Source organism: Sphingomonas sp. BL2 (assembly GCF_056680015.1).
The window spans coordinates 1,538,289-1,551,380 of record NZ_CM155261.1 but is presented as its reverse complement, the minus strand read 5'-3'; the positions used below and the strand labels follow the sequence as shown (position 1 = coordinate 1,551,380).

At 66.0% G+C, this 13,092-nt stretch carries 9 protein-coding genes; 4 read left to right on the top strand and 5 right to left on the bottom strand.

Annotation, left to right across the window (positions count from 1 at the left end):
* Positions 1–49: 49 nt before the first annotated feature.
* The 4 genes from AC1ME3_RS07215 to xseA all read right to left on the bottom strand — a co-directional run bounded on the left by AC1ME3_RS07215 (position 50) and on the right by xseA (position 5,881).
* A complete protein-coding gene (locus tag AC1ME3_RS07215; RefSeq protein ID WP_480955431.1) occupies positions 50–3,130 on the bottom strand; it encodes a TonB-dependent receptor domain-containing protein in 3,081 nt (1,026 codons plus the stop codon).
* A 276-nt stretch (positions 3,131–3,406) separates the two neighbouring features.
* On the bottom strand, positions 3,407–4,246 hold the full coding sequence (locus AC1ME3_RS07210; RefSeq protein WP_480955430.1) for a M23 family metallopeptidase: 840 nt from the start codon (positions 4,244–4,246) through the stop codon (positions 3,407–3,409).
* A complete protein-coding gene (locus AC1ME3_RS07205) occupies positions 4,243–4,443 on the bottom strand; it encodes a DUF2093 domain-containing protein (protein WP_055881745.1) in 201 nt (66 codons plus the stop codon). The genes AC1ME3_RS07210 and AC1ME3_RS07205 overlap by 4 nt, the downstream gene beginning before the upstream one ends.
* A gap of 13 nt (positions 4,444–4,456) precedes the next feature.
* Positions 4,457–5,881: an exodeoxyribonuclease VII large subunit gene (gene xseA, locus AC1ME3_RS07200; protein ID WP_480955429.1), complete on the bottom strand. Its 1,425-nt coding sequence runs from the start codon at positions 5,879–5,881 to the stop codon at positions 4,457–4,459.
* Between xseA and purD the strand changes: the two genes are divergently transcribed.
* From purD to AC1ME3_RS07180, 4 genes are all read left to right on the top strand, one after another.
* A complete protein-coding gene (purD, locus tag AC1ME3_RS07195; RefSeq protein ID WP_480955428.1) occupies positions 5,880–7,145 on the top strand; it encodes a phosphoribosylamine--glycine ligase in 1,266 nt (421 codons plus the stop codon). The genes xseA and purD overlap by 2 nt on opposite strands.
* Positions 7,146–7,228: 83 nt before the next feature.
* On the top strand, positions 7,229–8,989 hold the full coding sequence (locus AC1ME3_RS07190; protein WP_480955427.1) for a vWA domain-containing protein: 1,761 nt from the start codon (positions 7,229–7,231) through the stop codon (positions 8,987–8,989).
* A gap of 62 nt (positions 8,990–9,051) precedes the next feature.
* Positions 9,052–9,921, top strand: a complete 870-nt coding sequence (locus AC1ME3_RS07185) for a hypothetical protein (protein WP_480955426.1) — start codon at positions 9,052–9,054, stop codon at positions 9,919–9,921.
* Between the two features lie 169 nt (positions 9,922–10,090).
* Positions 10,091–11,194, top strand: a complete 1,104-nt coding sequence (locus AC1ME3_RS07180; protein WP_480955786.1) for an MlaA family lipoprotein — start codon at positions 10,091–10,093, stop codon at positions 11,192–11,194.
* 411 nt (positions 11,195–11,605) lie between these two features.
* On the opposite strand, the gene AC1ME3_RS07175 is transcribed toward AC1ME3_RS07180, so the two are convergent.
* Positions 11,606–12,907: a hemolysin family protein gene (locus tag AC1ME3_RS07175; protein ID WP_056488005.1), complete on the bottom strand. Its 1,302-nt coding sequence runs from the start codon at positions 12,905–12,907 to the stop codon at positions 11,606–11,608.
* Between the last annotated feature and the right edge of the window lie 185 nt (positions 12,908–13,092).

The following is a 13,092-nucleotide window of genomic DNA, read 5'->3' as shown; positions in this document are numbered from 1 at the left end:
GGCCGCTCCGATGTGGAGCGGCCCAGAGTGCCTTGGCGTGACAGGCGTTTTAGAAGCCGACCTTCACACCAGCCTTGAAGTAACGACCCAGGATGCCCTCGCCGCCCTGGACGGGATTGTAGGCGTTCGCACCGTAGGTGACGGTGTCGATGGGCGGGAAATCGTCGAGGATGTTCTGCGCCGTGAAGTAGAAGGTGAAGGCATCGTTGATCTTGACCTGTGCGGTCAGATCCACCGTCACGTAATCGCTGGTGTGGCATGGCAGCGAACCATCGTTCAGACCGCAATCCTTATACCCGTTACCCTGATCGGTAGCCGACAGATCATACCCGTCGAAATAGTTGGCCGTGCCGCTGAGCAGGAAAGTATCGTCGATGTCGATCGTCGACGTCAGCGTACCGCGCCACTTCGGCGTACCCGAACCAGCCGTCAGGTTGAAGTTACCCAGCGTACCATCGTAGCGCTCGACCGACCCGTCCGGGAATTCGGTTTCAAGCTTGAGGATGTACGTCGCCTGGGCGTTGGTGCTGAACTTGACGTGCTGCCCGATCGGGAACTGCACGTCCGCACCGAAATCGATACCCGACGTCTTGAGCGTGTTGGCATTGATGAAGCCCGACTGGACGAACGCGATACGCGGCAACGCGTTCGGGTTGTTCACGTCTACGGCATCGGGGATGATGTTATAGCCTGCGGGAACCGTCTGACCGCTATAGTAAGCCAGGATCGCTGGCGCGTTGTTGGCGGTCGTGATGACGTTCGTCTTCTTGATGTTGTAGTAGCCCGCCTTCAGCGTAACACCACGGATAGGCTCCAGGATCGCACCACCGGTGAAGCTGCGCGACTTCTCCGGCTTCAGTTCCGGGTTGGAGAGCGACGTTGCGCCATAGGTGGCCCCGGTCAGGTAGGATGGGCAGGTCGTGTACGTTGCAGCCGAGCACCCGTACTGACGCAGGAAAGCGTCGTTGTAGATACCTTTCGTCGCGTTGACGTAGCCCGTAGTCGGGAACGTCGCACTCGACTCGCCGAAGCTGGGGATACGGAACCCGCGCGAATATGTACCACGCAGGGTCAACTGGCGGATCGGCTTGAACACGATACCAGCCTTCGGCGAGAAGTTGTCGATACCGTTGGGGTACCGATCGTAACGACCGCTGGCACTGAGCGTAATCTGATCGATGATCGGTGCGTTCAACTCGCCATATGCCGAGAATACCGTCCGGCTACCTTTCAGTGCGAACCCGTTCAGCGTGAAATAGCGCTGCGTGGGGCCGTTGAGGTCCGAGTTGATGCTCGGCGAATCGACGGCTTCGTAACGAACCGCGCCGCCGACAGCCAGTTGGAGCGGACCGCCGGGAAGATCGAAGAGCTTGCCGGTCACGCTGGCATCGAACTCGTCCAAATCTGACGTGGAGTTACCGATTGCGGTCGGTGCGATGAGTGCCAACGTCGCAGCGCTGTTTGCCGCGGGATCGCGGAAGTTATAGCTGCCCGTGTTGATCGCGTTCAGCAGGTTCTGGATGTAAGGATACCCATCGCTCTTGCGACGAAGATCGATGTGCATCGCGGTCGCGCTGATGTTGTACTGCCAATCGCCGGTCAGCGTGCCCTTTGCCCCGATCGCGGCGCGATATCCACGGGTCCGGGTCTCGTCATGCGTCGGCAGGTTGGGAATGCGCCCACCGAGTGCTGCCGTGAAGCCCTGTGCGGCGTACGGGTTGTTGGGGTTCAGGCGGCGATCCGCCGCCGCTGCGCAGTTGACGCCCGAAGCACAGACATAAACCGGAAGCTGCAGGATCGTGTTGTTGCCGTACGCAGCGACGTTCGACGCCGTGCTGTAGCGCGGGAAGTAGAACGGCGCCGGTGCGTTGTTACGGATTGCGATGGGTGCGCCATCGACCGCCGTGTCGGTCTGCACGAAATTGAACGCAGCGTACGCCTCGCCGTCATTGCCGAACTTTGCAGTGACACGGGCGGAGGCACCGTACCGCTGGATGAAGGGGTTGATGACGCCGTAGCGGTTGACCAGATCTTCCTGGCAAACGGTGTTTGGCGCGGCGGCATTGACGGCGTTTGCCCGATCGGCTGCGGTCAGATTGTAGGGGGTCGACCCGTTCGTGCAGCCGTTGAGATACTGGTACTGGCTGCTGACGCCCGGGATCGCCGCACCGGTCGTGGCGTCGCGCGGACGCACGACAAGCGGAGTGCCGAAGTTGAACCCGTTGAGCCCACCGTCCGCCTGAACACCGTTGATGGTGCCGTTTACGCCCTGGATCCCGTCCTGCGATACACCGCGGAAATCGCTGGTATTGTACGGATATTTGCGGTCGCGATTGAACAGCTCATCCTGCCGATAGTAGAAGCCGCTGACATAGGCATTGTAGCCGTTTTCACTCAGATCACCGACGCCGGCGGTCATCGACAGGCGATACTGCGATGCGTCGCCGCGCTCCGAGATGCCACCTTCGGCACGACCCGAAACACCCTTGAACGACTTCTTCGTGATGATGTTCACCACGCCTGCGATCGCGTCCGCACCGTAAGTCGACGACGCGCCATCGAGCACCGTGTCGATACGATCGACGATGTCGTCAGGAATGGTGTTGAGATCGACGAACGCGCGCGTGCCGTCATCAGCGAGCGGATAATAGGCTGCGCGCAGGCCGTCGAACAGCACCAGCGTCGAGTTGGTCGACAAACCGCGCAGCGACACTGCCGATGCACCCGATGCGAATGCGCCATTTGCAGTAAAGCTGTTCGTCAGTGCCGGACCGTTGTTCGCCGAAAGACGCTGAATGCCTTCCTGGATGGTGCTGATACCGCGCTGGTCCAGATTTTGAGCCGTGATGGTGGTGACCGGCGATGCGGTAGTGTCGGTACCGCGGAACAACGTACCGGTGACGACAATATCCTGACCGTTATCAGCTGCTGCGGCCTGCTCGGGCGCCGTCCGCGTGCTCTGAACCGCGGTTGCGGTCTCGCTACCGGCGGGATCCTGAGGAACAGCCTGGCTGTCGCTCGGCGACGCCGCGGGAGCGGCTGCGACCTGCGCCATCGCTGGTGCGGATATTGCGAAGACGAACGGTGCCGCTGCGGCGAGCAAAAGCGCCTTGGAGGTGAAACGAGACATTGTAACCACGTGGCTTCCCCTTGTTCAGTTCTCGACAGCCGCCCTGACGATCCGCTGCGAGAACCACTAAAACTCCGAGTGCCGATTTCGGCGGTTGCACGGAATATGAACCAAGAGTGAAGCCCTGTCTTGAAACTGTAAAGGTGCCCGTTTCCGCCTAGTGCAGTTTGTTTTCCGCTAGTGTTAGAAATGACACATGACTGGTAAACCAACGGCCTCGATCGCCAGATTATTACCCCCATCCTCATAAGCGCGCACGATAATGAGCTGACGGTCTTACCGCATTGCCTCGGCCGCCAGAATCGGGTCGAGCTTGGCGTCGTTCCAGCGTAGCGCCCAGTGGAGGTGGGGGCCGGTGGCGCGGCCGGTCATGCCGGAGGCGCCGATCGGCTGGCCCTTGGTTACGTGTTCGCCGGGCTTCACGTCGATCCGCGACAGATGGAGGAACGCGCTGTTCAGGCCCATGCCGTGGTCGAGCATCAGCAGGTTGCCCTCCAGTGTGAAGGGGTGGTCTGCGGCGAGGATCACGACGCCGTCGGCGGGGGCGGTTACGATCGTGCCGGTCGGGATGGCGATGTCGGTGCCTGAATGATAGCTGCCGGGTTCGCCTTTGTAGACGCGTTGCGATCCGAACAGGCCGGAGATGCGACCGGTGGCGGGCCATGCGAAGGACTGCCGCCAGCCTTGCGCGTCGGTAGTGCGCGCACGGGCGGCGACGATCTGCGCGAGTTCGGGCGGGCGGAGCTTGGCGAAGACCGGGTCTGGCGCGGGGAATTTGGGGAGCGTGTTCAGCCGCTCGATCCGCCATGCGCGCGGCGCGATCGTGAGGCTTTGCGTGACACTGCGGCCGTCGGCAAGCGTGGCCGCCAGCGTCGCTTGCGGGCCCGCGTCGCGGTCGAAACCGGCGATGAAGCGGCCGTCGGGGGAGAGCGCGATCGGCTTGCCGTTCAGCGTGAGCGCGCGCGTACCGGCAGGGGCGGTGCCGAGGATCAGCCCGCCCTGGCTGAGCGTGCCGGTCCAGTGGAAGGCGGACTGGGACGCAGTATTCGAGGGCGGTGCTTGCTGGGCGGCGGCACTGGATGCAGCCAGCAGGGCGAGCGCCGCCGCCCGCATCATCGTGGCGCCATCGCTTCGCTGGCGGCGGCGGCGGTGGCGTAGGCTTCCTGGCGCGCGACGCTCCAGTAGCGCAGGTCTTCGAGCGCGATGCGGTGGCCGGTCGCGGCGCAGGCGACGTGGTCGCCGGGGCTGAGCACGCGGAAACCGTTCGCCATATAGTGCAGCCGCGCGGCGCGGTCGGAGTTGGACATCAGCATTGCGGGTCTTCTTTTATAGCAAGGTGGGCTGGCGTGGCGGCGCGTCGGGCGCGGGCTTTGCCTTGGGGGCAGCATAGGTTTTGGCGGCGGGGCGCTCAAGGCCAGTGTCCGTCACCGCGTCCACCACGCCGTCGCGGAAGTGAAGGGTCAGCGTGCCCGCGTCGCGCGCGGATGTGGCCGAGGCGAGCGTCTCCCCGCCGGGGCGGGCGGTGACCCGCGCATAGCCGCGGTCGAGGATCGCGTCGGGGTTGAGCGACTGGACCAGACGCCACGTCGCATCGAGCTGCGCGCGTTTCGCTTCGAGTTTGCGTTCGAGCGTAGCGGGACGAAGCGCTGCGCCCGAGCGATCGAGACTGCCGCGCGCGAGGGTCAGGCGACGTTCGAGGCCGCGGTCGAGCCGTTGGCCAAAGTCGTCGGCGCGCTGGCGTTGCGGTCCAAGCAACTGGTCGCGCTTCGGTAGCAACCGCGCCAGCGCATCGAGCCGCTCGCGACCGCGCTCGACATGCCGCCGCGCGCAACGCTCGGTGCGGTTGCGGTGGCTGTCGATCGTCAGCCGCAGGTCGGCGAGCACGGGCACGGCGATCTCGGCGGCGGCGGTCGGCGTCGGCGCGCGCAGGTCGGCGGCGAAGTCGCACAGGGTCGTGTCGGTCTCGTGGCCGACGGCGGAGATGATCGGGATCGTGCAGGCGGCGACCGCGCGGACGACGACCTCCTCGTTGAATGACCACAGATCCTCGACCGAGCCGCCGCCGCGCGCGACGATGACGAGGTCGGGGCGTGGCACCGGGCCGCCGGGGACGAGCGCGTCGAACCCGCGGACGGCGGCGGCGATCTCGGCGGCGGAACCCTCGCCCTGCACCTTCACCGGCCAGACGATGACGTGCGTCGGGCAGCGATCCTCCAAGCGGTGGAGGATGTCGCGGATCACGGCGCCGGTGCCCGAGGTGACGACGCCGATCACCTTCGGCATGAACGGCAGACGCTTCTTCCGCGTGCCGTCGAACAGCCCCTCGCCGGCGAGCTTCGCCTTGAGCTTCTCGAGCAGCGCCATCAGCGCGCCGGCGCCGGCCAGCTCCATCCGCTCGATGACGATCTGGTATTTCGAGCGGCCGGGATAGGTGGTGAGCTTGCCGGTGGCGATGACCTCGATGCCGTCCTGCGGCACGAAGGCGAGGCTCGACGCATTGCCCTTCCAGATGACGCCATCGATCACCGCCTGGTCGTCTTTCAACGACATGTAGCAATGCCCGGAGGCGACGCGTTTCCAGCCCGAGATCTCGCCGCGCAGGCGGACATGGCCGAACTCGCCCTCTACCATCCGCTTCAGCTTGAACGCGAGTTCGCCGACCGACATGGCGAGTGCGTTGTCGCCGGGGACTTGCTCGGCTACCAGCCGCCCCATATCGCTGGACAAGTCATCGGAAAAGGGATCGGGCATGAACGTCCTGCTGCTGGGCTCGGGGGGGCGCGAACATGCGCTCGCGTGGAAGCTGGTGCAATCTCGCGGTCTCGATACGCTGTATGCCGCGCCGGGCAACCCCGGGATCGCGCGCGTTGCGACGCTCGTGCCGCTGGATGCGACGGATCACGCCGCCGTCGTCGCATTCGTGCGCGAGCATGAAGTCGGGCTGGTCGTGATCGGGCCCGAGGCGCCGTTGGTCGACGGACTGGCGGACTCGCTGCGCGCTGCGGACGTTCCGGTGTTCGGGCCGTCGAAGGCGGCGGCGCAGTTGGAGGGGTCGAAGGGCTTCACCAAGGACCTGTGCCTGCGTGCCGGCATCCCGACTGCGGGCTATGTCCGCGTGAAGAGCCGCGAAGAGGCGGATATCGCCCTCGTCCGCACCTTCTCGCTGCCGGTGGTCATCAAGGCGGACGGGCTCGCGGCAGGAAAGGGCGTCGTCATCGCGTTCAGCGCGGCCGAGGCCGATGCCGCGCTCGACGCGCTGTTCGCCGACGGGGAAGCCGAAGCGGTGATCGAGGAGTTCCTCGAAGGCGAGGAGGCGAGCCTCTTCGTGCTGACCGACGGCGTGTCGCTGATGCCGTTCGGCTCCGCGCAGGATCACAAGCGCGTCGGCGAGGGCGATACCGGTCCGAATACCGGCGGTATGGGCGCGTACAGCCCTGCGCTCGTGCTGACGCCCGCGCTGGAGAAGCGCGCGATCGACGAGATCATCGCGCCGACCGTCGCTACGATGGCGTCGGAAGGCATGCCGTTCTCGGGCGTGCTGTATGCCGGGCTGATGCTGACGCCGCAGGGGCCGAAGCTGATCGAGTACAACGCGCGGTTCGGCGATCCCGAGACGCAGGTGCTAATGATGCGGTTCCAGGGTGACCTGCTGGCGACGATGCTGGCGACCGCAGAGGGGCGGCTCGGCGAGATGCCTGCGGCGCAGTTCAGCGACGAAACCGCGCTGACAGTGGTTATGGCGGCGGAGGGCTATCCGGGGACGCCCAAATCCGGCGGATCGATCGTCGGACTGGACTCCGCGCGGGCTGCTGGCGGCACTGTGTTCCACGCAGGCACGCGGCTGGAAGATGGCGGGCTGGTCGCATCGGGCGGGCGCGTACTGGCCGTGACCGCGACCGGCGACGACGTCGCGACCGCGCAGTCCAACGCCTATCGCGCGGTCGAGGCGATCGATTTCGCGGAAGGCTTCTACCGCCGCGACATCGGCTGGCGCGAGATCGCGCGCGGGGCTTGAACGAAAGGGCTTGAGCGGGGCCGCTTGAACGGAATTGGGCGACGTGACACTCTCCTCGACTATCATCCGGGAGAGTGGTTGCGATGCGCATATCGTCCGTACCGTCGCTTGCCATCGCAGCGCTGATCCTGACGTCGGCCGCGCCGCCGCCACCCGTTCCGATCGCCAGGCGATCTACCGTCGGCAATGACTCCCCGGTTCGATGCCGGGTGACCGATCCCGAGACGCGCGGGTCCGGTCGAACGGGCGGCAACATCGTCGTCACGGGATCGAGAGGCGCGCCCGCTCCCCCCGGACCGCCACCGCCGCCGCCTCCCCCGCCACCCGCGCCAGTACCGATGATGGCGCCCGCTGCACCCGGTGCGCCCATGGCACCGATCACCCAGAGCTTCGCAATGCAGCGATCCGCGCCCTTCGGATCGCCCGAGAACACCGAGCGCTATGATGGCCGGGCGGTGGCCGCGGTGCAGCAGGTCGCGACGAACCCCGTCTCCACCTTCTCGGTCGATGTCGATACCGGGTCCTACGCCAACGTCCGCCGCTTCCTGACGAAGGGGGAAACGCCGCCCGCCGACGCGGTGCGGACCGAGGAGATGATCAACTATTTCCGCTACGATTATCCCCGCCCGACGGACCGCGCGGTACCGTTCAGCGTGACGACCGACGTCGCGCGGACGCCGTGGAATGCGGAGACGCGGCTGCTCCGGATCGGCCTGCGCGGGTATGACGTGACGGGGGCGACGCGCCCGCCGGCGAACCTCGTTTTCCTGGTCGACGTGTCGGGGTCGATGGACTCGCCCGACAAATTGCCGCTGGTGAAAGCGGCGCTGATGGGCCTCGCCGACCGTCTCGAACCGGCTGACCGGGTGTCGATCGTGGTCTATGCGGGCAACAGCGGCATCGTCCTCGAACCGACCGCCAACAAGGGGTACGTCAAGGCGGCGCTCGACTGCCTCAGCGCGGGCGGCTCGACTGCGGGCGGCGAAGGCATCGCACTCGCCTATGCAACGGCGCGCGCGAATTTCCGCAAGGGTGGCGTCAACCGGATCTTCCTGGCGACCGACGGCGATTTCAACGTCGGGATCAGCGACACGAAAGCGCTGGAGGCGCTGGTCAAGACAAACCGCGACGATGGCATCACGCTGACCACGCTCGGGTTCGGCACGGGCAATTATAACGAGGCGATGATGGAGCGGATCGCCGACGTCGGCAACGGCAACTACGCCTATATCGACAGCGCGCTGGAGGCGAAGAAGGTGCTGGAGGACGAACTGTCCGCGACGCTCGTCACGATCGCCAAGGACGTGAAGGTGCAAGTCGAGTTCAATCCCGCCCAGGCCAGCGAATACCGTTTGATCGGCTATGAAAACCGCGCGCTGAAGGAAGAGGACTTCACCAACGACGCGGTCGATGCCGGCGATATCGGCGCAGGCCACCAGGTGACCGCCCTGTACGAGATCGTGCCGGTTGGGGCGAAGGGCTGGGTGCCGGCGCGGCGCTATCCTGCGAACCGGACCGCGGCGGCACCATCGGCCGGTACCGAACTGGCGGTGGTCAAGCTGCGCTACAAGCTACCCGACGGAACGACCTCGCGGGAGATCGTTAGGCCGGTCCCCGCATCCCTGGTCCGCAGTGCCGCCGCGCCGACGGGTGACTTCGCCTTCGCGACGGCGGTGGCGGCGTTCGGACAAAAGCTGCGCGGCGACCCGTATCTGAGCCGTTACGGCTATGCCGACATGCGCACGCTGGCGAGCCATGCGGACGGCTATTGGCGGCAGGAATTCCTGCAATTGACCGAACTGGCCGCGCGTGACGGCAATCGTCCGGCATCGTCGAACGACTGAACGGTGACGGTGCTAGCGGATTAGGTCTCGCCGCCCTTCGCGGGTGGCGCTACGGTATGGGAATGAACGAAACTTCCGCGACCTCCGCCTCGGGCCTGAGCCTGCTGCCCGACGGCATCGCCACGCTGACGGCGATCCACTTCACGATCATCGCAGTCGTCGCGATCCTCGTCGTGATCGGTCTGATCTGGGGCATCCGGGCCAAGCGCAGCCGCACCAAGGCCGTGCACGACGTGATCGCAAACGCGGAGGAGGCCGGCGTTCCGCCCGAGCCGGTCTCGGCCAAGACCACTCAGGAGCGCAAGACAGAGCAATCGCAGGCGCAGACGCAAAGCGCGCCCGTTCCCATTGCGCCGCCCGCCGTTTCGCCGCCCGCCGTTTCGCCGCCAGCCGTTTCGCCCCAGCCTACCCTGCCCCGGTCTGACCCCACCCGGTCTGAGCCCACCCGGTCTGAGCCCGCCAGGTCTGAGCCCACCCGGCCGGAATCGGCCCGGCCTTTACCGCCCGTAAGCGGCGTCCCCGAACAGGCGCCGATTTCGCGCGACGACGACGTGGTGGAAACGCCCGATCGTCTGGCCGACGAACCGATCGCCGCTGCGGCGCCCTTGGGGGCGAGTCCGGCGACCGAAACTGCCGAACTCGCACCTGTAGCACCGGCCGCAGAGGCTCCAATTACACCGGCGCAGTCCTATGCGGACGGGCCCGTCACGCAGTTGAAAGGGCTCGGGCCGAAGGTCGCGGCGCAGCTTGGCACGCTGGGCGTGTCGACGGTCGGCCAGATGGCAGCGCTGTCGGACGGCGAGGCGCAGCGCATCGACGCGCAGCTCGGCAACTTCACCGGTCGGATGGGCCGCGATCGCTGGATCGAACAGGCGCGATTGCTGGCGGCTGGCGACAAGGCCGGCTTCGAAGCGGTGTTCGGCAAGCTCTGAGCTACGCCTTCGCTCCCGACGGATCGGGACGGGGCGTCGCGCGATCGGTTAACCTCGATCCGCACGCGCGGATGACGATTGGCTCTATGCTCCACGCGCGCCGACGGGCATGTCAGGCGCGTCGCATCTTGATGTAGGAGAGCGGCCGACAACAGGGCGATGAGTGCACATGCTGGTAACGATGAGCGCAATGCTGTTGACGGCTGCCCCCGTTCACGTGACGGTCGCGCCGATAGCGTTGCCCGGCGTCGGTGCGAGCGTGTCGCTGCCCGGCGCAGTAGTGTCGCCGCTCGCGGGTGACTTCGAGCCAGTCGCGGCGATGGCGGTTTCGCCGCTAGCCTTGGCCGCGTCGCTTCCGGCGATCGAGATTTTCGCCCAGGGGCTGCCGACGCAGGACATTCCGCCGGTCGGTCCCGCTCCGCTGGGGACTCCGCCCGTCCAGCGGGCGCCGAACGACATCATCGTGACCGGCCGCAAGGAGACCGCGGGCGATCCGCTGCGCGCAGTCAACGCCGAGTCGTTCGCGGTGACGCAGAAGGTCGACGACGCGGTGATCGGTCCGGTCGCGCGGACCTACAAGAAAACCGTGCCGAGCCCCATTCGACGCGGCATCCACAATTTCCTCTACAATCTGCGCGAGCCGATCGTCTTCCTGAACTTCCTGCTCCAGTTCAAGCCGGGCAAGGCGGCGGAGACGGTCGGGCGGTTCGCGATCAACACGACGATCGGCGTGGCCGGCGTGCTCGACGTCGCCAAGAAGAAGCCGTTCCACCTGCCGCGACGGTCGAACGGGTTCGCCAACACGCTCGGCTATTACGGGGTCAAGAACGGCCCGTTCCTGTTCCTGCCGCTGGTCGGACCGACGACGATCCGCGATCTGCTCGGCGGTGCGATCGATCGCCTGATCCTGCCGGTCGCGATCGGCAAGCCGTTCACCAGCACGGCGTACGCCATCCCGGCGGGCATCCTGGGTGCGCTCGATCACCGGTCTGAGTTCGACCAGACGCTGAAGGACCTGCACGACAATTCGCCCGATCCGTATGCGGCGACGCGGTCGTTCTATCTCAATCGGCGGCAGGCCGAGATCGACCATCTTCACGGGCGGGTCGAGGGCGATCCGGCGGGGATGTCGGGGCCACCGCCAAGCGTGGTGCCGTTCGTGCCGAGCGATTTGGAGCCTGGGGCTAAGCCGGTTTCGGAGGTGCCGATGGAGGCTCCGGTGGTCGCGACGCCGGCGGTTGATGCGAAGCCCGCGGCCGAAACTGGTCAGTAAAAGGGACGGAGCCGAACGGTCTGGCCTCTTCTTCCCCCCCGCCCTTTCCGTTCGCGCTGAGTAGAGACCGAGTAGCTTCGCAGAAGCGTATCGAGGGCTCGTATCGAAGCATGCGTTTCGCACCCCCACCTGTCCTTCGATTCGCCGCTTCGACGAGCTTGCAGCTACTCAGGACGAACGGATTGTGGATCTCAGCGCGTCCTCCGCGTGTGAGGAACGAGTCCTCAAGTAGGAGACAAGTCTCCCAATCGACCACCACCCCGGCGGAGGCCGGGGCCCAATTGGGAGACGTAATAAACTAGGGTAGCGCTTCGTTACTGCAGCCTTGCCAATTGGACCCCGGCCTTCGCCGGGGTGGTACATGCGTAGAAGCGTCGGGTTCGATCTACCCCTCCGCGCGCCGCACCAAGCCTAGACTTCGCTCACCAGCAGCTTGTCGATCCGCCGCCCGTCGAGATCGACGATCTCGAACTTCCAGCCCTGCTCGACAAAGCTCTCGCCCTCGCCCGGCAGATGGCGGAACACCGAAAGCGCCAACCCCGCGACGGTCGCGTAATCACGATCCTCAGGCAGGTCGATGCCGAGGCGATCGGCGAGCGAATCCGCCGCCATCGTGCCAGCCACCAGCAACGAGCCGTCGTCGCGGACTACCACCGAAGGCGCATCGTCGGGATCGGAGTCCGACTTAAACTCGCCAGCGATCGCCGCGAGCAGATCCGCCGGTGTCACGATCCCTTCGAAATGACCGTATTCGTCGTGGATCAGCGCCATCGGCACCTCGGCCTCGCGGAGCGCCAGTAACGCGTCCATTGCGTCGATCTGGTCGATCACCACCGGCGCCTTGCGCATCAGCGCGCGCAGGTCGATCGGCTCGCCGCGGAACAGCGCGGCGGCGATGTCGCGCGCCTGGACGACGCCCTTGACCGCGTCGATCGAGCCTTCGCCGACCGGCAGGCGGGTGTGCTGCGATGCGAGCAGAGTCTCGCGGATCTCGTCGGGGCCCCAGTCGCAGTCGAGCCAGTCGATCTCGGTGCGCGGCGTCATTACTTCGCGGACCGGGCGATCCGCGAGGCGGACGACGCCCGAGATGATCGAGCGCTCATGCTCCTCGATGATCCCCGACTTCGACGCCTCTGCGACGATCATGTGGAGCTCTTCGGCGGTGACGTGCTCTTCCGATTCGCGGTTCAGGCGGAGCGCGCGGAAGATCAACGCGCTGGTCGAATCGAGCACCCAGACGATCGGCGCGGTACCGATCGCGAGCCAGCGCATAACGGGTGCCATGAACGACGCGATCGCCTCGGGTGCGCGCAGTGCGAACTGTTTCGGCACGAGCTCGCCGATGATCAGCGACGCATAGGTGGTGAGGCCGATGACGATCGCGAACCCGGCGGTCTCCGCGGTCGAGGCGGACAGGCCCCACGCCTGCAACCGCGCGGCGGTCGGCATGCCCAGGCTCGAGCCCGAATAGGCGCCCGCGAGGATGCCGATCAGCGTGATGCCGATCTGGACGGTCGAGAGGAACTTGCCCGGGTCGGCGGCGAGGACGAGCGCGGCGCGCGCGCCCTTCTTGCCCGAGCGCGCCATTGCCTCGAGCCGGGCTTTGCGCGCGGAGACGATCGCGAGTTCGCTCATCGCGAACACGCCGTTCAACGCGACGAGCGCGAGGATGATCGCGACGTCGATCCAGGGGAAGGGGGGAAGCGGTGCCATTGGCTCACGCGCTCTTTGCAGGACAACGGTCCGCCGCACAACCGTCCTTGCGCGCAGGGTGGCGTATACTCGACATTACGCCGCGAAGATGGTCAGGCTCGGTTCAGTGCGCAGGCGGAACAATCGTCGCGACACCGGGTTATCGGGCATATCGGGCACGACGCCCTCATTTGTTATGTCTCAGG

Excerpts from the sequence above, each read along its gene's own strand:
- AC1ME3_RS07215 (WP_480955431.1), bottom strand. The coding sequence starts at position 3,130 with ATGTCTCGTTTCACCTCCAAGGCGCTTTTGCTCGCCGCAGCGGCACCG.
- AC1ME3_RS07210 (WP_480955430.1), bottom strand. The coding sequence starts at position 4,246 with ATGATGCGGGCGGCGGCGCTCGCCCTGCTGGCTGCATCCAGTGCCGCC.
- AC1ME3_RS07205 (WP_055881745.1), bottom strand. The coding sequence starts at position 4,443 with ATGCTGATGTCCAACTCCGACCGCGCCGCGCGGCTGCACTATATGGCG.
- purD (WP_480955428.1), top strand. The coding sequence starts at position 5,880 with ATGAACGTCCTGCTGCTGGGCTCGGGGGGGCGCGAACATGCGCTCGCG.
- xseA (WP_480955429.1), bottom strand. The coding sequence starts at position 5,881 with ATGCCCGATCCCTTTTCCGATGACTTGTCCAGCGATATGGGGCGGCTG.
- AC1ME3_RS07190 (WP_480955427.1), top strand. The coding sequence starts at position 7,229 with ATGCGCATATCGTCCGTACCGTCGCTTGCCATCGCAGCGCTGATCCTG.
- AC1ME3_RS07185 (WP_480955426.1), top strand. The coding sequence starts at position 9,052 with ATGAACGAAACTTCCGCGACCTCCGCCTCGGGCCTGAGCCTGCTGCCC.
- AC1ME3_RS07180 (WP_480955786.1), top strand. The coding sequence starts at position 10,091 with ATGCTGGTAACGATGAGCGCAATGCTGTTGACGGCTGCCCCCGTTCAC.
- AC1ME3_RS07175 (WP_056488005.1), bottom strand. The coding sequence starts at position 12,907 with ATGGCACCGCTTCCCCCCTTCCCCTGGATCGACGTCGCGATCATCCTC.